Origin of the sequence: Mucilaginibacter kameinonensis (genome assembly GCF_003675385.1) — a bacterium.
Taxonomy (GTDB): Bacteria; Bacteroidota; Bacteroidia; order Sphingobacteriales; family Sphingobacteriaceae; genus Mucilaginibacter; species Mucilaginibacter kameinonensis.
The window spans coordinates 297259-315422 of record NZ_RCWZ01000003.1 but is presented as its reverse complement, the minus strand read 5'-3'; the positions used below and the strand labels follow the sequence as shown (position 1 = coordinate 315422).

Genomic DNA, 18164 nt, shown 5'->3' with positions numbered 1-18164 from the left:
TGACGAACATGCCAATCAATATCCTATTAGCAGACGACCACCTGATTGTAAGAGGTGGTATCAAATCCATGCTTGAAAAAGAACGATCTTTTCACATCAATGGCGAGGCTAACAATGGTGTTGAAGTGCTGCAATTGTTGGAAAAGGGTTGTAAAGCAGATATAGTATTGGTAGATATGAATATGCCTGTTATGGGCGGAATAGAATTGACCGAACGTTTAAAACAAGATTATCCTGATATAAAAGTGATCATTTTAAGCGCCCTGGATACAGAAAAATATGTTATTAAAGCCTTTAAATCAGGTGCAAAAGGTTACCTGCTTAAAAATATCAACACGGCTGAATTGATCTTTGCGATTTGCCACACGTATGAATTCGGCCAGTATATTTGTGCAGAACTCTCCGGACGTTTCCTGAACCGCCTTTTAACAATTCCCGATCCGGTTACTAATGAAAATATTGAAAATATAGAATTTTCAACGCTTGACGTGGAAATTCTGACACTGATTTCTGAAGGGTTCACCAACCAGGAAGTTGCCGATAAACTTTTTACCAGTAAGCGTACTGTCGAGAACCACCGGCAACAATTGATTGACAAAACCGGTTCACGAAACACCATTGCTTTAATCCGCTTTGCTATACTTAATGGTGTTATTTAGAGTTATTTATAGTTATTTATAGCAAAAAGGAGTATTAACCACATCAGCAAATGGTATTATAACCATTATAGTGAAAATCTGGCCGGGTACCTTTGATAGAAATCTGCGGCTATGCAAAAAATCTTAACCACCGAGCTTTTGGACATCCTCATAAGTCAGGGTTTCCGGTATTGCTTATCGCGCACCACCAGTATTTTCGGCGATGACGCCGACCTCTGTATCACATTAATGCCGGTGAAACGTGCCCCCTCACTAAAGAAGTTGCCGGAAAGATATGACACCTATTTTAAAATAGATGAGGAGCCGAGGCAAATGGCTATGGGTATCGATGAAACCATTGTGCTGGTAGACTTAAGTGAAATAAACATTTATGCGAAGGTGAGCTGATGGGAAAACGCATATTGATATTTGATGATGACGCCGCTATATTGGACTTATTGCAGGTATTACTGGATTACGAGGGGTTTGAGACTTCTATAGCTGGAAGAACAGATGATCTTTTCTACCTAATCAGGTTATGTCGCCCTGAACTGATCTTAATTGATTTTTCTCTTTATGGCATCAATGGAGGAGAATGGTGTGCCAAACTTAAAAGCAGTTTGGAGTTCAGTGTTATTCCTGTTATAATTTCCACGGCGTACACAAACAAAGAATTGAAATCACTCAACAATACCGCTCCTAATGAAGACTATCTGTGTTAAAGATCCCGAATCAGGATTGGTAAGGAAACTGAGAATCAAACCTGTAAATAATTTTACCTTTCCAGGGTGGGTGGTCTTAATTCCTGATAGAAGAAATGTTCTGATTTTTAGAAAAGACGATCAATGGCAGATTATTCCAAACAACATCAGTGCTTTATACGCAGAAAAAATTGGGGAAAAACTTACTGAACTAATTTTATAATTCTGCACTTACTTCATCCCCGCCTTATTTCCCGCACCCGTTTTAATTAAATTATATGCTGATCATTTTTTCTTTTTTTATTTCGCACTGGTTTTTGTCTTTGTTTTTTCAGACATTTTTCCAGCATCGCTATGCTTCCCATCGCATGTTTACCACAAGTAAAACATGGGAGCGGGTATTTTATTTGATGGCCTACTTTTTTGAGGGTGCTTCTTTTTTAAATCCACGTGCCTACGCAGCTATGCACCGTGAGCATCACGCTTATAGCGACACGGAAAAAGATCCGCATTCCCCACATTTTTTTACTGACATTTTCCAGATGGTAAAAGCAACGATACATACTTTTAAAGATCATTTAAACAGGACCAAGGTAACCGATAAGCGCTTTGCAGGATATTATCCGGAATGGCCGCTAATCGACCGCATGGGTTCATCCTTGCTTTCAAGGATCATTTTTGCCCTGGCTTACACCTGCTTTTATATAGCATTTGCTACACACTGGTGGTTGTTTTTCCTGTTGCCGGTTCATTACCTGATGGGCCCGGTACATGGAGCTATTGTCAATTGGTGCGGTCATAAATATGGCTATACCAATTTTGATAATAACGACAAATCTAAAAATACCATCCCGTTTGATTTTTTGATGCTCGGCGAACTGTTTTAAAATAACCATCATCGCCATCCTAACAGTGCTGATTTTGGCAAACGCTGGTTCGAGATCGACCCCGTGTACCCGGTGATGAAAATGATGCATTGGTTGAAGATCATCAAACTAAGAAAATCTTATTAAGCGGCGCACTTCAAGGTAGTTACATTCAGGCAAATTTAGTTTTAATGCATTAGTTTGACTTTAATTGAAGATTTTTTATCATATAAATAAAAAGGGATGGTTCAGCGCTTTAAATTATATAGCATTTAACTAATCAGAACCTAACAACCGATATTGGAGAGGTAAAAAGTGGCGGATTGGGCAGGTATACCGACGTTAATCTAAATGTATCATACGGCTACCTTTAGGGGTTCAAAAAGTGATATGGTAGAGAGGAAAGACTATATATAAATAACGCAGGAAAGGTTAAAACAATGGCGCTCAAGTGATGTGCCAGCCCTCGATCAGGAGATGGAAGTGCATTTAAATTGTCAGTGGCCATAAAAGGCCTAATCAAATATTTTAATAGAGCAAGGTTGATCGGGTCATATCCTTGCCCATTTGGGCGAAGCGTGTTTACGCAGGCTCGCAGTTAGGTAAAGTGAAATAGAAAGTGGAGCCCTCATTCTCCTTGCTTTCTACCCAGATCTTACCGCCGTGGTCAGTAACGATCTTCGAGGCGATATAAAGCCCCATGCCCAGCCCGGCATGGGTTTTACTTACATCGTCAGCACGGTAAAATTTGTCAAAAATGGATTTCATGGTATCAGCAGACATACCGATACCATGGTCTTTTACTGATATAATAATATAACCTTCGCTGTTTAGGCTTGAGCTGACTTCTACGCTGGTATTAATACGTGAATATTTGGCTGCATTGCCTAAAAGGTTTGAAAAAACCTGCTCCATCCGTAAAATATCTATCATTACATCGGCATCATCGCCCAGGGCACAGCTAACGGAGTGATTGGGCATAATGCTTTGCATCACTGCCAGTTGGTCAACAATAAAACTATTCAGTTTTACTTGCTGCATAGCGTAGTGCAGATTGCCGTTTTCTGCCCGCGAAATATCAAGCAGCTGCTGTACCAGTGAATTGAGCTTGGTAGATTGCAGGTCTATTTTATGCAATAATCCCCTCAAACGTTCAGATACCGGGTCTTTTGTGGCTTGCGCCATTTGCGTAAAAGCTTTTAAGACAGTTAAGGGTGTTTTAAGTTCATGGCTGGCAATAGATATAAATTCAGTCTTTTTTTCATCGATCAATTTTGTCCGTTTCAGCTCTTCTTCCTGTTCTGCGGTTAGTTTGTTCAGATGTGAATTTCGCCGTTTTATTTCTTCGTAAGGATTTAGGGGTTCTTCCTCCTGAAAGTATTTTCTGAGTAATTTTATCTTTGCTGCGTCAAGCTTTAATGACCGCGGTAGCCCCAGCCTCATGTCTATAACATAAGCTCCATTTTGGCCCGCAAGTTCAAATTCGGGCACCAGCTTTTGGGCGTAATAAAAGCCTTCATTGCCTGCGGTTAGTTTAATTTCGCTATCAAAGGTCACGTTCGCCTTCAACGCGTAACGCGTTTTATTTTGTTCGATCCCTATAGCGAGCGTGCCATTATCCGTGTATTCAATAATGGCGCGGGCCACTTCAGATACCGCGGTTGCAAATGTTGTTTGTGTTGCTACGGTTAATCCAAGCTTTTCAGCAACCTTCATCGACCGCTTGTGAGCAAGCACCAGGTCCATTTCATTCTCCAGCGAGATGCTTACTACTTCTGTCATTTTATTTAACTTTTGCTATGATCACTGACATGTCATCGTTTTTTCGTGCATGGTCTTTGTATATGGCTGCGGCTAAAACGGAAAGATCGTATTTGTACATTAACGGATATTTCGCCATGTCAATTCTGGTTTTTATCCCGTCAGAACAAAGCATCACCTGGTTAAATTCATCAGCTGGATACTGCTGGTCGTTCATGGTGTTAGGTATGTTATGACCTACGATGCCATTATACGACATATGGTTTTTAAAATTTACCGGTCCGAACATGCGGGCTGCTATATTTCCAATCCCGGCAGATGACCATTTTTTTTCACCGAAATTGTACCCGACAATATTTATTACCGCCCCCCTCGTTTTTTTTATATTTCCATGGATAAAGCGTAACGTTTCTGTTGGACTGTAATCAGGAAATACTTTGAATGCGGCGGCGGCCTCGTTAATAGCTTTGTTGGCTTCAGGCCCATGGCCTAAACCATCGGCCAACATCATTTTTAAGTATTTGTCATTTTTTTTATAAACAAACCCATCTCCGCTCGTTTTTTCACCCGGCTTGGATACTACTATGGATCGCATAATAACCTCGTCGCTCACCTTTACTTTTTCAGGATCACTGTAAACCCGGCTAAGCACTATAGTTCCCCAGCCTGGTTGCGAATAAAGCTCGAATATATCCGAAAGGCGTTTCATACTGCCTAAACCATGGCCCAAAGTTTTGGTTGTGGAAACCCCATCTACCATCATCCTGGCCGGGTTTGCCATTCCGGGACCGTTATCAATACTGATCAGCTCAACATACGGAGAGCCGCCGTTGGCAAAAGTGCCCATCAATATTTCACCATCATCGCTGTATTTATACAAATTTGATGTCATTTCGGCTACGATGAGATCGAGCTCATTGATGCGGTTGGCATTGATACCGGCTTCAGTTGCCAGCCTGTGGATTTCTTTTTTTATCAGCGAGAAATAGCTGCGGTCGTCCGCGGCAAAGCTGATATGTGTAGCATCAACCATTGGCCCATTTTATGATGGTAACAGTTGTGCCTTCGCCAACTTTACTTTTTATGTCAAACTCGTTCACCAGTCGTTTGGTACCTGGCAATCCCAGTCCAAGGCTTTTACCTGTAGAAAAACCATCGCGCATGGCGGCAGTAATATCAGGAATACCCGGGCCTTTATCAGTAAATATCAGCCGGACACCGTTATTACGCCCGCTTGAAACAACCTCTATCTGGCAAACGCCCCCGTTGGCATAACGCATCATGTTGCGTACCAATTCGCTGGCCGCGGTAAGCAGGCGGGTTTGATTAACCAGACCCATTTTAATTTTTACTGCGACTTCTTTCACCCGGTTTTTTAAAAAAACAACGTCCTGCTCCTTTAATACCTGCACGGTGTCTTTACTGAGTGATAATACCATCGTCGGTCGATTCCTGATCTATATCTTCTCCATCTATATCAATCATCGATTTTAACAAGCTCATACCACGCTCCATATCCAAAGCTGTGTGCACTCCCTTCAGCGGTAAGCCCAGTTCTATCAACGTAATAGCAACCGCGGGCTGCATACCAACTACTACGGTTTCTGCATCCAGTATTTTCGACATGCTGGCGATGTTGCCAATAATACGTCCCATAAATGAATCGACAATGGTTACCGCCGATATATCTATCAAAACGCCCCTGGCATTGGTCTTATTTACCATCTGCACGAGGTCGGCCTCCAGGTTAAGTGCCAGCCGATCATACAGATCAACCTGGATAGTAACCAGTAAAAAATTGCCCAGCCTCAGAATAGGAATTTTATCCATTGTAAAGCGATATTAAAATTTAGCGATAGGGGTTGATTTCCTCACTTCCAGCTTCATCAGTTTAAACGAGTGTGATAAAGCGCTGGCTAAAGTTGCTTTGGTAATGATATTAGAAAGATCGATACCCAGGTGAACTACGGTTTGAGCAATCTCCGGGCGGATACCGCTGATAATACATTCGGCTCCCATTAACCGGGTGGCACTTACTGTTTTAATCAAATGTTGGGCAACAAGTGAATCTACCGCGGGTACGCCAGAAATGTCTAATATCGCTATGCTTGATCCTGTTTCTACTATTTCCTGCAGCAGGTTTTCCATTACTATCTGTGTACGTGCGCTGTCAAGGGTGCCAATTATAGGTAGGGCCAGTATGCCATCCCACACACGGATCACCGGGGTTGATATTTCGGCAATCTCGTCGGTTTGCCTTAAAATAACCTCCTCGCGGCCTTTTATAAAAGTTTCAAAAGTAACAACGCTAAGGTTATCCATTAAGCGGTTTATTTTGAGGCTTTCGGAAAATAAATGCTGTGGATCGTTAACTATTTCTTGCTGCAGTACTTCAAGCAATGCTTCTTTCAATGAAAATACAAAGTTGCCTGTTTCGCGGGGGCTAAAGCCCTGGCGCGCACGTGTAATGGCAATGCCACCTAAAATTTCAATGACCGGACTCCATTCGTCAGAATTTAGATCGGTAAAATTTTGGCTTGATAAATTACTCACCAAAGCGTCAACTAACTCTTCAGACTGGCTTCTCAGTTCATCGTTACTGATCAGGTCTTCCCGCAAGCCTTCATCGGCCAGTTGGTTCTTCATCCAGAGTTCAAGGATGTTTTTTTTCTTTTTTTGTAGCAATTGATGTGTTTTAAGTGACATGGATGAAGAATAGGGTAAGTGATTAGTTGACCTTACAACTCAAACTTGGCAAAGTTGAATTAAAGCGGAAAGGTAGATAACCCTTTTCAAAATAAGAAATATATTTATCGTTAACTAAAACGATAAATATTAACATTAAATATCCTTGATCAGACACTGATAATAATAGAAAATAAATAATTTTTTACAACTTATTAGAGTTAGCTTTATAAAATTATCATTTACTTGTAAAGCACCCTGCTGCTAACATATTTGTTGCAAGCTAAAAGTTGAAAAGCACATTAATCTAAGTGCTCGACCCATAAGGCATTCAGGCCATCAGGGAGTAACACCTCTGTACTTTTTACCCGTTAGTTTATCGAAAACCTTACTATTGCTTATTACATCGAAATATATCACCAGCTAAGCCATTATTTAATGTTTTAAAAGGATCAATTAAGAAATTTGGTGTGCAAATTGCCGAAATCTTATTAATATATCTATTACCGCAATGGCTCATAGCGTGTTCTTAATAAGTTAAACTCTTAATTATTCATACACTTATTACAACAATCTGTAGTTAAAGTAGAACACCTTGGTATTTACACCGAGGGCAACATTCCTTACTTATTCGTTAGTTTAGCTTTGGAAATTATATTTATCGTGTTTCAGCGGTTTTGGATATGCTTTTGTTTCGGACTATCTAAATAACCACACAGAAGATGTCTAAAAGAATATTGGCAATCGACGACGATGAGGACATCCTCGAGATTCTTAACATCGTGTTTCAGGAGTCAGGATACGATGTTATTTTATCAAATACAGGCGAGGCAGCAGGTCATATCCAGATCATCCACCCGGACCTTATTCTGTTGGATGTAAATATCGTGGGGTCCCTGAAAACAGGATCAGAGATCTGCAAGGAAATCAAATCTAATTATCAGACTGCGGATCTCCCTGTGATGCTCGTTTCCGCTGAACCCGACCTTGACCTGATAGCAGATGGATGTGGCGCTAACTCTTTATCAGGAAGCCATTCGACATTTATGAATTATTGATTCATGTTAAACAACATTTATAATAGTATAAAGATTATAGATGGATATGATGAAAAACAACCCGGAGGCCCTGCTGAAAAAATCAATTTGGCTAAAGGAGAATCGCGTTCTTTTTTCATCAGTCATCTCAACAAGATTTATTCTGCTAAAGCACACCTGGTTTCAAATCTTCCGAAAATAGCATCCCAGGCACATTTTAAAGATCTCAAACAGGCAATATTGGAGACTATTGACGATGTTGAAAAGCAAATGGCAAGAATGGAAATGATTTTCGCCTTATTGGATAGCAACGTCAGCCCTGGAAACTTTAGTGGATTAGCCGGTTTGATCGATGATGCTTTTAAAGATATTAAACTGCATCAAAAGAAGCACGAACTTCGTGATATGTCTGTTTTATTTTACCTGCACAATATTCAAAGTATGGAAATGGCATCATTTCAAATCCTCCAGATAGCGGCGGTCAAATTAAAAAATAACCAGATCAAACAACTTATCCGCGAAAATTATGATGAAGCCAAGGCCGATAGGATATTAATGTTGCTTATCGCTGCAAAGTACATCACTTCGGTTTAATAATTTTCTGTTTTCTCGCACGCTGTTTTGACATTGAATGCCACTACCAGAATATCTTATACGCTCATTGTTACGATAATTGCAGAGCAATTCTTTCATTCTTATTTTCGGGACAAACCTAAAGGATTTATTTAATCATCGGCCCGTACAAGTGACTGATCATGATTTATTGAAAGAAATAAACAACCAAAATTATTTTTCGCTGCTAATCATTCTGGTAATACAGTATTAAAAAATAGGATAATATTTTAATTTAAAGTTGAAACATTAAGTGTTGATTTTAGTTGTATTAACAAACACGATCCCTCTCTTATCAAGCTCTTTCCCAATCATTTCATTTATCATCTGCTAAAATTTTAATTATGTTTCACCACGTTAAGTCACTACAATTTAATGCCAGGGTTTCGCGCCCTGACCCCCGTTTCGCCAATCTATTATTAGAACAATTCGGCGGCGAAAACGGCGAGCTGGCAGCTGCCATGCAGTATTTTACACAGGCCTTTGGTGCCAAAGTGCCGCATCCCGACAAGTATGATATGCTAATGGATATTGCTACTGAAGAGTTCAGTCACCTGGAAATTGTTGGCGCTACTATTCAAATGTTGCTAAAAGGCGTAAATGGCGAGCTGAAAAATGCTGCTGACAGTTCAGAGATCATGCAGGTAATGAATGGCAAAGCTGCTAAAGAAAACATTATTCACGAAGCGTTGGCAGCCAACCCGCAGTTTGTAATGATCACCGGCGGCGGTGTAACACCGCGTAACAGTCAGGGAATTCCCTGGTGTGCATCGTATATCCATTCCAACGGTGATCTGACCGTTGATTTGCGCAGTAACCTGGCTTCTGAATCGAGAGCAAAATTGGTTTACGAACATCTGATGAAATTTACCGATGATCCTTATATCCATGAAACGTTGTCATTTTTAATGACCCGTGAGGTTGCGCATTATAAAATGTTCGAAGCGGCGCTGGATAGTATCCCGAATAACTTCCCGCCGGGTGTACTGGCAGCTGATCCTCGTTATACCCAACAGGTATACAATCTTTCTGACGGCGTTGTACGTGGTCCGTGGAACGAAGGTGAAATGCCGGGCACGGGCAAAGAATGGATCTATGTTGAACAACCATTGCAACAGGTACAGGAAACAGAAGGTCAAACTAACCTACCGCAGGATTTCACCAAAGCACTAAAGGCTGCTGAAAGGCAAAACCAAAATATGAGCGCTTTAAAAAGTACAGAGGTAAATAATGCTGAACCAAAAGGTGTTGAGCAATGGAGTACTTACGAGGTTGTTAACACGCAAGCGAAGGCATAATTGTAAGCTATTCAACAAAAAATTTAAATAATCAATCTACAACAAACACCTATGGAAAACACAGAAAAAGCGCTTGATGTGATCAATGATATGATCAAAATTAACAATGACCGCGCGGCCGGTTTTGAAAAAGCAGGGAAAGACCTGAACGAAGACGAAAGCGGACTGATTACGGTATTCAACAAGTTATCTGAGGAAAGCCGTGAGAACGTAGCTGAACTGACTGGTTTAGCGCAGCAATTCGGTGAAGATGCTGCCGAGGGTACCAGCACATCAGGTGACCTGCACCGCGCCTGGATCGATATTAAATCAGCATTTACAGGAAACGATCTCAATGCTATCCTGAACGAATGTGAAAGGGGGGAAGACGCTGCCAAAACTGCTTATAAAAATGCCCTTGATCCTGAAAACGAGCTTAGCCCTGAACTGGAGCAGGTATTATTTGCTCAACAACGCTTAATTGTTGACGGACATGACCTTATCAAATCCCTTCGTGATCAATCTGAAGGAAGAAAAGACTTTGATAACAATGTGAATGATACAAATGTAGCTGCCGAACCTTCCTATAAAGGAGCCGCAGGTGAATATCAGACTCAGGCTACTTTTGCATCAGAACCGGAAACCATCATTCCAGGTAACGAATGGGACGTTGAACAGGTTAACAACACCGGTAACTCTAAACTCATGGAGTTTTTCATTAATGAGTTAAAAGATTTGCTTTGGGCAGAAAACGAACTGGTAGAAACGCTGCCGGAAATGGCAGAAGCGGCAACTTCCGCCGAACTCAAAAGTGCCTTTGAACAACATTTGGCGGAAACAGAAGAGCACGTTGCCCGCCTGGAACAGATTTTTGCGATTTTGGGTTTAGAGCCGGATAGCCGCAAGTGTGAGGCTATGGCAGGTATTGTGGACGAAGGCGATGAGATCATCAGCGCTACGGAAGAAGGAACAGCCCAGCGCGATGTAGGCTTGATCTTCGCCGGTCAGAAAGCTGAGCATTACGAGATTGCCTCTTATGGTGGCATGATCTCCTTAGCCAAAACGTTAGGTTACTATGAAATCGCCGAATTGTTGGTGCTAACGTTAGATGAAGAAAAAACGGCGGACGCATTATTAACAGAAATTGCCGAAAGTCAGGCAAACTTCGCGGCCAGCAATGAGCCGGCAGAAGATTAAGAAAGGAGATGATGTGAATAGATGGAGGTCACCTGATTTCGGGTGGCTTTTTTTATTTCTGATAATACGCAATTACTGAAAGCTTTTCCCAATAAAGAGACTTGCTGGTTAATGAACAAGCTGGGTGAATGGTGTTTAAATAATAATGGGTATATTACCGATTTAAAAATTTAATTCATTAAAACACTGAAAATGTATGACGTACCTATTGGTGGCTCCCTCTTGAGATAATATGTACAAAAACATGGATGATTATTCAGTAAAGGCTGAATCGTTTTTAAATTACCTCATAAGCTGCGATATTGATGGCTCCGATTTTAATCTGCAATTTATTAAATGTGGAGTGCTGTCTGGCGAAGTCAAATTTCAAAACAAAGTAACCGCCGAATTATTTGAGGGGTATTTTACCATGAATTACGAACATAAATCAAATAGGATTATTATTGTTATTTTGATTATAAAAGCGGTATTGAGCGAACAATAAGCCCCCGGTTTTTACCACATAGCATGTTCACCACTAGATCGCCTGGCACATGTTGGGTTATCGGGCATGGGCGCATTAGTTTATGAGCCGGACAATAGCCCTTTCGATAGCCAGGAAGTTATCGACCTGGATCATTTAGCCTCGCAAACAGAAGAAATTCTTCAAGGCAGTTTTGAAAAAGTATTAAAAGAATTACTGGTTTTGAACGGATCGTCTGCCGGTGCACGTCCGAAAGCGCTTAACGCAGTTATTGACGACCGTAAACAGATTGTTCATGCTGCCGAAAGACTTACAGAAGGGTTTGAACCCTGGCTGGTAAAGTTCCCAAACACGCAAGGTGGTCAGGTTGCTGAAGCTATTGATTACGTTTATGAATGATGGCAAAAGAAGCAGGTAAATTGATGCCGAATGTGCATTTGTTTTCGTCTCAAAAAGGCGCTGGTTATCTTGCCGTCAACGCTTTGATAGAAATAGCAAAAAACGACTTCACATGTATACTGCAAGTGGACCGCCACATAGCGATTTTAGAGCCCCTTCCCTTGATTACGAAGATTTACTGAACTTAACGTTAATTAACTTGTATATATCATCGCCTGTCAGCATTGTTAAATTGGCGCTTGATCATAAGTAAGCCGGCGATAACTGAGGAAGTAATATAAAACTACATCATTTATTTACCCTGTAAAAATGTTTGTTGTAACCCAGCGATATTTTTTCGACAAGGCCTTCGTTAACGAGTTTCCTGAGCCTGTTATTGAAGGTAGTGTGGCTAATCTTTTTGCCTGGTTCGTTCATGTCCAACCATAATGTTCCGGCGTCCCTTTCTTGGTCCCCGCATCGTATATTGTCATAAATTTCATCCGTTAGCAAATTGTATTTTTCCTGTTGTTTGGTATTCCTGGATTTTGATGATCTGTAAGTCATTCCGTTTTTATGTTTTGCAGGCTGCAACTGTTGAATGTATTCACAAGGTTATCGGCCATGGCACAGCTCGGCGGGATGGTATGGCAGAAGCCGGACGATATAAGTTGACTTTTCAAGTTTTTTCTGCGTTTGAAAAGATTAACTCCGATTATTAATGACAACCTAACGTACGGACTCAATCCGGGCGCATCGCATTTCTGTCGGGTGATAACCAGGATTGGACTTTATGCGTAAAAAAGTCGAGATCGAATGGTTTGGCAATGTAGTCATCTGCATGGCTTTTTGCAGCCAGGGATTCGATATCATTTTTTGCAGAGATCAGTAACACCGGAATAGTTTTGGTCTGCCTGTTTCGCTTCAATGCCCTGCAAAGCACATGGCCGTAACCGTCGCTGAGCCAGTCGTCGAGCAGGATCAGGTCTGGTTGTACATCTCCCAATTTATTGAATGATAGGATATCGCTGACTGTTTCCACCTGGTAACCCTGTTCTTCGAGTACATAACGGATGATCTCCTGGATATCATCATCGTTGTCAACTACAATAATCCTCTTTTGCATTGCTCCTCGAATTAAAATGTTAATAGAATTTTTGATTCGACTATTGGTTAAACCTGTTAAAAATGAAATTAGTAAATATTTCTTAAAAATAAAATGTATCAAAAGAAATTTAAGGAGGTTTTCGAACGGGCTTTGCTCGTTATTTAAATGTCAATGCTATTTCGCTTCAAATCAGATTGATGTTCATTTTAAACATCACGTAATTGCTTTTGTTGTAACTTTTAAAAACTCTCCAGGTTGATTTTTTATTAATTAATAGTAAATAAATGTTTAGCCTGTTATTCTTTACTGCCCTGTTAAGACCAAGTAATACTGGAACGAGCAAAGGCAGCTTAGCCGGTGAACAAAAGATGCTGTTGGCACTGGGGGGCCTGCAGTAATTCCTGATAAGGAAAACGGGCGCCGGACTGCCCGAAAAAAATGTACCGAAAGCTAAGGTCCTGAAATGATTTAAAAGGATCCGACGTAAAAAGAATTTTGTTACCGGCCAATTCTCGCGTACAGCAAGCCTGATCATGGCTTGTAATGGCGATCATGCTGCTAAAAGAGGGGAAGATAGCGCACCGGCTAAACATGATCGCCTTCAAATCTGTATACTTTAAAAACTAACAGCGCGACAGGGGATGCATCGACAATGGATAACAGTGCATCAGTCGGCACTAAAACAAAAAAGGCGGCCAGCTCCAAAATGGATAATGTCAAAAAGTAATGGTAAATCCCGGGACGGCCGAGGTTAAACGAAAATAAATCCGGAAGGGCTGGCAGGAATGCGGTTGCTTCTCAACTGATAGAGGCTTGTCGGTTGTCCCGGTTTTCGTTCTTCATATCTTCTGTAACGGATCCTTCAGTACTAAACTTATCGTAGGGTGTAATGCCTCAATGCAAAATCTGCAAATAACTGAAAGTCTCCTGCGCCTTTTTTATTGGATTTTCAGAGGAGGATAGCGATAGATATCCTGTACCGGGTCAAATTTTCCATCGTGATAGAAGCCCGAGCGTTTCAGCACTTTAGTTGCTGCTATATTCCTGCGGTCAACGACCGCTGCCATGGCATTCTCGCCATCCAGCCGCAAATGTTCAAGCACTTTGAGTAGCAAACGGGACATCAGTTTTTTTCCACTGGCATTGCCTTTCAGGTAAAACTCGATAAAGAAAGGATAAATTTCCATCTCGTAATGTTCCATAGCTACAACCGGCGGGATCAGGTCGATCACGCCCATCAAGGCACCCGTTGTTTTGGAGCGGATCAAATGTACCATATTACGCCCGGAATGGAAATTAAGCATGGCGGCATTCAGCCAGTTTTTGGCATCTGTTAAAGATGTTAACTACTTCTCCGGCAGGAACTGCAAAGTATGCGCATCGGTAAGTAACTGGTAGATCTCTTCCGCCAGTTGTTCATAGTACAGGAGATCCCCGGCGCCCAGGGGATCAATACGGTAAGCTTCACTGTCTATAGCTATCGCTGTCATATACGGAAACGCAGGATAATGGCTTTGGCGATTGCGCTGACTAAGCTTGCCGGAACTCTACTGGCCAAATCTTTCGATTGCCAGCATTTCCCGCTTTTAATAATAGTAAGCGCAACACCGTCTAACAATATATCAATCTCGGTTGTTTCTCGCGTGACCGCTTCCGTGTTCAAGATCCTGAACGAGTAGTCTTTATTTTCAAAATGAAGGCGTAACAATTGTCCCATAACAGCAGACCGGAAATTAAAAAGTTTTCTTAATTCTTCCAACGAGTTTTAATTCCGATAGTCCGGCGTAATTCGTTCATCTCTTTCTGATACCCGGTGATCTTCCCTGCCACTTCTTCCTGCTCGTCAATGTCCAGCAGGCTGCCGTCATAGATCCAATTATCCTGTTCGTCTACCAATATCTGCCCGAGGGCTGTCCCGTGTACCAAGTCATGTAGTGTGTATGTCGATCCAGAATCAGGCATGATGCAGACCCATCGTCCTGCGTAGGTCTGGAGTGTTTTCGGGCTTTCTTCAAACAGTTGACTCTTCATAAAAAACAAAGTTGAAAAATAAATTTCAGGAAGCAATAATAATTGCTAAAAAAATTAGTGTGGCTAGGCCATGGCAGCGGCAAGAACGAGCGCCGTAATGAATCCCGTCTCGGGCAGACAACGGGCATCTAAGCAGAAGCTTGAGTGAATACGCTGAATTCCGGTAGGTAAGGGGATCGTCCTTGCCTACCGCAAATCTTTCCGCTGAACTAAGAGCGTATCAAGCTGCCTGCATAGCAGGAGACGTGCATCCGGAAAAGCTTTTTATAGTCGCCGAATTCAATCTCTTTTATGAACAGAAGGTCATGATTTAATTTTCCGAGAAAAACGTTGAATTTGAATTAGATCGTCGGCGTGGCCGATTTTGCAGCTGCCAAATTGAGTGGAATGCTCAAGAAAAAAATTAGCCACGCCTATTTGAAGCGTGGCTTAATGTGAATTATTCAATACCCCTATTAAAATAACTTTGAGGTAAAACCTCTGTTTTCCGGAAATTGTTTCAATTGTAATCGTAAAAATACAAAAGCCCATCACTTGACGGGCTTGGTAGATGTAGGGCCTATAGGGGTATTAAAGATGCTGATCAGCTATAACAAAGATAATTTATTAAAGCATTATTGGAAGCACAAAAAGAATGAATTAATTGTAAAATATCTATGCATTTTTTAATCATTCGCTAATACGAACGGCAGGGACCGGGTAGGTACTCCTAAATCAGGTGCTGGACCTTGGTGTGTTATTTTACAGAGCGCTGTTGCGTTTTCCTCACTTACCTACCTTTCAAGCTTCAGGCAACAATCCTTAGGGTTAAGGCTACCTTTACAGGTGAGGGTCAGGATGTAAAAGTGTTGGGGATTCATTGCAATATCAACGCTCTTACCGATGAAAAGGTAATTGGCGCAAAACTTTTGGAGGGATCCCTATCGTAAGTCCTAACGGTAATATGCAAACGTAAAAACTTTAAAATTCAGGAAGGTGCTGCATGGAAGAGTGGCTATTTCAGGTTCGATAATACCTCCATTGTACATGCGATGCTGGAGATAGCCTATAGTATGTTATCGGCCGGCAGCCTTTTTATCCCGCTAAATCGACAATTCATATCTCCGTCAAACACATTTTTTAGTCCAAACTATTGTGTTAATCCATCGCTAAATGCGATTAAACAACTGGAGCGACTCGGACAAAAAATATTGAGTTAAATCATTTATTATTTGCATTTTAATAGATATTAAATTAGATAAATCGGTTTGGCAAAATAGATGCCGTAATTTACCTCGATAAGTTAATTATGAAGGGTAAATTGCAGAAAGTGAAATCTAACCTTTTGCTTTTTTATCTCCATGTTTCAATTAGAGAGATGTATAAAGCTAAGGTTGGCTCATAGGAAGAACGCAATAGATGTAATAGTTTGCGGAAATTCCGAAATGTTGTTTCCAGGACTGTCTATCTCCGGGATTAATTTAATCGCACTATGCTCATTTCGTGCCTTAATTATCCATTTTGAAAATAATATCAATAAAATAATGACTAAGAACTTCATTACAGTTGTCCTGTAAGCTTCGAGGGGGATTCTTCGCTTCATCATCGATTGTTTTGTCAAAAGTAACAAAATTATTACCTTGGTTGGTTGTGTCATACACCAGTTTAAACTGGTTGATGGCTTACAAGACCGGTCCCAACCTCATGCCAGTAAAATTGCGCATGCTTTAATCCCTGCTCTGGATCTCTTCTGACAGTTATTCATTTGATCATAAGCTATTATGTTATTTTTATTTTGTAAACGGTTCATCATAAGTAGCAGGAGAAGAACCTTTGCACCACTCACTCCATGATGGCACATTTAACTTCAACTCATTCAAGGAGGTTTTTCTTGTTCAGCTATCAAAGAAATTAAAGAAATCAGACTCCATAAACGAGGATTTAAGCCCTGTCACAATAGCAATAAATCGTCTTCGGGAAGGATTTACAGCTTTATAGCTTTTTATTAACAACTAATTCAGTAAAACTTGGCAATATCATATAGAATCAGCTTGCAGAATACTTTTATTGACATCTGCTAACTTAACATTCGTATAAAAGCAAGTCCTGAACCAATCCCAGGTACATCGCAAGCCTTTACATTAATCTCTGCAAGCTGTCCCGGACAACTTCAACTGCCATTAAAGTATTCCATTTAATGCTTAAATATTGCTGTCTTATCGAGCTATATATGACAGACACAAGTTGTGCCTGAATTTATGGAAGGTGACGGGCAAGAATTCAGCACTGTATTGACCACCTAATGTACAACCTTTAATCGTCAGGACAGATTACAACCAAGGAGTGCCTTTCATAGCTTTTATTGGTTGGAGTGTAAACCATTTACTAGCCGCCTTTGCAACGTCTTTGGCATCAGTTATCTCGAAGAATGACGGAGGCTTTTTCCGGGTGTCGTCTAACGTAGATATATTTTCAAATATTTGAAAAGCTTTGACCTTACGGCGGGGCTATCAAAGGAATTTCCACCATGGGGGGCGTTCGGCAATATCATTAATTCGTTTATAACGCGTGATTGGTTAAGCTTATTGGCCAGTTCTACAGACTGACTGCTATCAACCGCCTGGTCTTTGTCGCCGTGGACAATAAAAAACGGCGGATCATTCCCGTCAATATAAGTAACCGGGCTTGCTTCTGTGGACTTTTCAGGCTCTTTAAATGCTTTGGCACCAAGGAGTAGCTGTACTCCGCTATTGGGGTCAGCAATTCCGGGGCCTTTAAGTGTTACAATATCACTGATACCATAGTAGTCGATGATTAGCTTAATTCTGAATTGCTCGATTTTTCCTTCTTTGTAGAACGTATTAACGTCATTATTATTTGACAAGCCCAACAAAGCTGCAAGATGCCCTCCCGCAGAAAAGCCGATTAATGCTATATTATTTTTGTCCAAGCGATATTTGCTGCCAAATTCTTCGATGAAACTTAAAGCGCGGTTGCAATCCTGTATTTGAGCCGGGAATTTGTCGCTACTGCTATATCTGTAATTTATTGAGACAATGGCATATCCTTTTTCAATCATTTCACGAGCTGAATCATCCATGTTGTCCATTGCAGAAAATTTATCGCCTTTTCTCCATCCGCCTCCATGTATCCAGACGACAACAGGAAAAATATTTTTCCCCGCCGGCGGTAAATATATATCTAATAGATGACGCTTTGAGGTGTCATTAGCATAGGGGATATTGCCGTAAAGAATAGTACCATGAGGAAGCAATTTTAATATGGGGTTTTCAGCCTGCGCCAGGGCCCGATTTGAGATTATCAACAGGTAAAAAAAAATAGCTGAAACGCTTCTCATTTAAATCAGATAATTTCCAAATATAATCTATAACAACAGAAATTTCTTTAGCCAAAGGCAAATGAATCCGGCA

20 protein-coding genes and 2 pseudogenes are annotated in these 18164 nt (G+C 41.0%); 10 read left to right on the top strand and 12 right to left on the bottom strand.

Going from position 1 to position 18164, the window contains the following annotated elements:
* The first annotated feature begins 8 nt into the window (after window positions 1-8).
* The 5 genes and pseudogenes from EAH55_RS14480 to EAH55_RS14460 all read left to right on the top strand — a co-directional run bounded on the left by EAH55_RS14480 (window position 9) and on the right by EAH55_RS14460 (window position 2352).
* On the top strand, window positions 9-659 hold the full coding sequence (locus EAH55_RS14480; protein WP_121810300.1) for a response regulator transcription factor: 651 nt from the start codon (window positions 9-11) through the stop codon (window positions 657-659).
* A 111-nt stretch (window positions 660-770) separates the two neighbouring features.
* Entirely contained in the window at window positions 771-1046 is a 276-nt protein-coding gene (locus EAH55_RS14475) for a hypothetical protein (RefSeq protein WP_121810299.1), read from the top strand.
* Window positions 1046-1360 (top strand): response regulator, encoded by a 315-nt coding sequence (locus EAH55_RS14470; protein ID WP_121810298.1) that lies wholly within the window; start codon window positions 1046-1048, stop codon window positions 1358-1360. The genes EAH55_RS14475 and EAH55_RS14470 overlap by 1 nt, the downstream gene beginning before the upstream one ends.
* Entirely contained in the window at window positions 1341-1562 is a 222-nt protein-coding gene (locus EAH55_RS14465; RefSeq protein ID WP_121810297.1) for a hypothetical protein, read from the top strand. The genes EAH55_RS14470 and EAH55_RS14465 overlap by 20 nt, the downstream gene beginning before the upstream one ends.
* Before the next feature lie 58 nt (window positions 1563-1620).
* Window positions 1621-2352 (top strand): annotated as a pseudogene (locus tag EAH55_RS14460) (acyl-CoA desaturase).
* Window positions 2353-2787: 435 nt separating this feature from the next.
* On the opposite strand, the gene EAH55_RS14455 reads toward EAH55_RS14460, so the two are convergent.
* The 5 genes from EAH55_RS14455 to EAH55_RS14435 are packed head-to-tail and all read right to left on the bottom strand — an operon-like array spanning window position 2788 to window position 6672.
* Complete coding sequence (locus EAH55_RS14455; protein WP_121810296.1) at window positions 2788-3987, bottom strand: ATP-binding protein; 1200 nt, start codon at window positions 3985-3987, stop codon at window positions 2788-2790.
* A gap of 1 nt (window position 3988) precedes the next feature.
* Window positions 3989-4999, bottom strand: coding sequence for an ATP-binding protein (locus EAH55_RS14450; protein WP_121810295.1), 1011 nt, complete (start codon window positions 4997-4999; stop codon window positions 3989-3991).
* Window positions 4992-5405: an anti-sigma regulatory factor gene (locus EAH55_RS14445; RefSeq protein ID WP_121810294.1), complete on the bottom strand. Its 414-nt coding sequence runs from the start codon at window positions 5403-5405 to the stop codon at window positions 4992-4994. The genes EAH55_RS14450 and EAH55_RS14445 overlap by 8 nt, the downstream gene beginning before the upstream one ends.
* A complete protein-coding gene (locus EAH55_RS14440; RefSeq protein WP_121810293.1) occupies window positions 5386-5796 on the bottom strand; it encodes an STAS domain-containing protein in 411 nt (136 codons plus the stop codon). Before EAH55_RS14440 ends, EAH55_RS14445 begins: the two co-directional genes overlap by 20 nt.
* A 12-nt stretch (window positions 5797-5808) precedes the next feature.
* Window positions 5809-6672, bottom strand: a complete 864-nt coding sequence (locus tag EAH55_RS14435; protein WP_121810292.1) for an STAS domain-containing protein — start codon at window positions 6670-6672, stop codon at window positions 5809-5811.
* A 701-nt stretch (window positions 6673-7373) separates the two neighbouring features.
* Here EAH55_RS14435 and EAH55_RS14430 point away from each other — a divergent pair.
* The 5 genes from EAH55_RS14430 (at window position 7374) to EAH55_RS14400 (ending at window position 11636) form a co-directional block, all read left to right on the top strand.
* Window positions 7374-7709 (top strand): response regulator, encoded by a 336-nt coding sequence (locus tag EAH55_RS14430; RefSeq protein ID WP_244228200.1) that lies wholly within the window; start codon window positions 7374-7376, stop codon window positions 7707-7709.
* Between the two features lie 3 nt (window positions 7710-7712).
* A complete protein-coding gene (locus EAH55_RS14425; RefSeq protein WP_121810291.1) occupies window positions 7713-8282 on the top strand; it encodes a DUF892 family protein in 570 nt (189 codons plus the stop codon).
* Window positions 8283-8644: 362 nt separating this feature from the next.
* On the top strand, window positions 8645-9598 hold the full coding sequence (locus tag EAH55_RS14420; protein WP_121810290.1) for a manganese catalase family protein: 954 nt from the start codon (window positions 8645-8647) through the stop codon (window positions 9596-9598).
* 51 nt (window positions 9599-9649) lie between these two features.
* On the top strand, window positions 9650-10774 hold the full coding sequence (locus EAH55_RS31260) for a DUF892 family protein (RefSeq protein ID WP_244228198.1): 1125 nt from the start codon (window positions 9650-9652) through the stop codon (window positions 10772-10774).
* Window positions 10775-11324: 550 nt separating this feature from the next.
* The gene (locus tag EAH55_RS14400; RefSeq protein WP_121810288.1) at window positions 11325-11636 is read left to right on the top strand and encodes a hypothetical protein; all 312 of its coding nucleotides are present in this window, start codon (window positions 11325-11327) and stop codon (window positions 11634-11636) included.
* A gap of 288 nt (window positions 11637-11924) precedes the next feature.
* Here the strand turns inward: EAH55_RS14400 and EAH55_RS14390 are convergent, their stop codons facing one another.
* From EAH55_RS14390 to EAH55_RS14355, 7 genes and pseudogenes are all read right to left on the bottom strand, one after another.
* Window positions 11925-12182, bottom strand: a complete 258-nt coding sequence (locus EAH55_RS14390; RefSeq protein WP_121810286.1) for a hypothetical protein — start codon at window positions 12180-12182, stop codon at window positions 11925-11927.
* A 175-nt stretch (window positions 12183-12357) separates the two neighbouring features.
* Window positions 12358-12741, bottom strand: coding sequence for a response regulator (locus EAH55_RS14385; protein WP_121810285.1), 384 nt, complete (start codon window positions 12739-12741; stop codon window positions 12358-12360).
* A gap of 920 nt (window positions 12742-13661) precedes the next feature.
* Window positions 13662-14051: pseudogene (locus EAH55_RS14375) on the bottom strand (GNAT family N-acetyltransferase); the annotation flags it as partial.
* 18 nt (window positions 14052-14069) lie between these two features.
* Window positions 14070-14213, bottom strand: a complete 144-nt coding sequence (locus EAH55_RS30915) for a hypothetical protein (RefSeq protein ID WP_162996885.1) — start codon at window positions 14211-14213, stop codon at window positions 14070-14072.
* The gene (locus tag EAH55_RS14370; RefSeq protein WP_162996884.1) at window positions 14210-14482 is read right to left on the bottom strand and encodes a hypothetical protein; all 273 of its coding nucleotides are present in this window, start codon (window positions 14480-14482) and stop codon (window positions 14210-14212) included. The genes EAH55_RS30915 and EAH55_RS14370 overlap by 4 nt, the downstream gene beginning before the upstream one ends.
* Window positions 14470-14649 (bottom strand): hypothetical protein, encoded by a 180-nt coding sequence (locus EAH55_RS30910; RefSeq protein ID WP_162996883.1) that lies wholly within the window; start codon window positions 14647-14649, stop codon window positions 14470-14472. The genes EAH55_RS14370 and EAH55_RS30910 overlap by 13 nt, the downstream gene beginning before the upstream one ends.
* Window positions 14650-17188: 2539 nt before the next feature.
* Complete coding sequence (locus tag EAH55_RS14355; protein WP_121810279.1) at window positions 17189-18091, bottom strand: alpha/beta hydrolase; 903 nt, start codon at window positions 18089-18091, stop codon at window positions 17189-17191.
* Window positions 18092-18164: the final 73 nt, after the last annotated feature.

Bases quoted from the DNA above. Each gene is read 5' to 3' on its own strand.
- EAH55_RS14480 (WP_121810300.1), top strand. From the start codon at position 9: ATGCCAATCAATATCCTATTAGCAGACGACCACCTGATTGTAAGAGGT.
- EAH55_RS14475 (WP_121810299.1), top strand. From the start codon at position 771: ATGCAAAAAATCTTAACCACCGAGCTTTTGGACATCCTCATAAGTCAG.
- EAH55_RS14470 (WP_121810298.1), top strand. From the start codon at position 1,046: ATGGGAAAACGCATATTGATATTTGATGATGACGCCGCTATATTGGAC.
- EAH55_RS14465 (WP_121810297.1), top strand. From the start codon at position 1,341: ATGAAGACTATCTGTGTTAAAGATCCCGAATCAGGATTGGTAAGGAAA.
- EAH55_RS14455 (WP_121810296.1), bottom strand. From the start codon at position 3,987: ATGACAGAAGTAGTAAGCATCTCGCTGGAGAATGAAATGGACCTGGTG.
- EAH55_RS14450 (WP_121810295.1), bottom strand. From the start codon at position 4,999: ATGGTTGATGCTACACATATCAGCTTTGCCGCGGACGACCGCAGCTAT.
- EAH55_RS14445 (WP_121810294.1), bottom strand. From the start codon at position 5,405: ATGGTATTATCACTCAGTAAAGACACCGTGCAGGTATTAAAGGAGCAG.
- EAH55_RS14440 (WP_121810293.1), bottom strand. From the start codon at position 5,796: ATGGATAAAATTCCTATTCTGAGGCTGGGCAATTTTTTACTGGTTACT.
- EAH55_RS14435 (WP_121810292.1), bottom strand. From the start codon at position 6,672: ATGTCACTTAAAACACATCAATTGCTACAAAAAAAGAAAAAAAACATC.
- EAH55_RS14430 (WP_244228200.1), top strand. From the start codon at position 7,374: ATGTCTAAAAGAATATTGGCAATCGACGACGATGAGGACATCCTCGAG.
- EAH55_RS14425 (WP_121810291.1), top strand. From the start codon at position 7,713: ATGTTAAACAACATTTATAATAGTATAAAGATTATAGATGGATATGAT.
- EAH55_RS14420 (WP_121810290.1), top strand. From the start codon at position 8,645: ATGTTTCACCACGTTAAGTCACTACAATTTAATGCCAGGGTTTCGCGC.
- EAH55_RS31260 (WP_244228198.1), top strand. From the start codon at position 9,650: ATGGAAAACACAGAAAAAGCGCTTGATGTGATCAATGATATGATCAAA.
- EAH55_RS14400 (WP_121810288.1), top strand. From the start codon at position 11,325: ATGGGCGCATTAGTTTATGAGCCGGACAATAGCCCTTTCGATAGCCAG.
- EAH55_RS14390 (WP_121810286.1), bottom strand. From the start codon at position 12,182: ATGACTTACAGATCATCAAAATCCAGGAATACCAAACAACAGGAAAAA.
- EAH55_RS14385 (WP_121810285.1), bottom strand. From the start codon at position 12,741: ATGCAAAAGAGGATTATTGTAGTTGACAACGATGATGATATCCAGGAG.
- EAH55_RS30915 (WP_162996885.1), bottom strand. From the start codon at position 14,213: ATGACAGCGATAGCTATAGACAGTGAAGCTTACCGTATTGATCCCCTG.
- EAH55_RS14355 (WP_121810279.1), bottom strand. From the start codon at position 18,091: ATGAGAAGCGTTTCAGCTATTTTTTTTTACCTGTTGATAATCTCAAAT.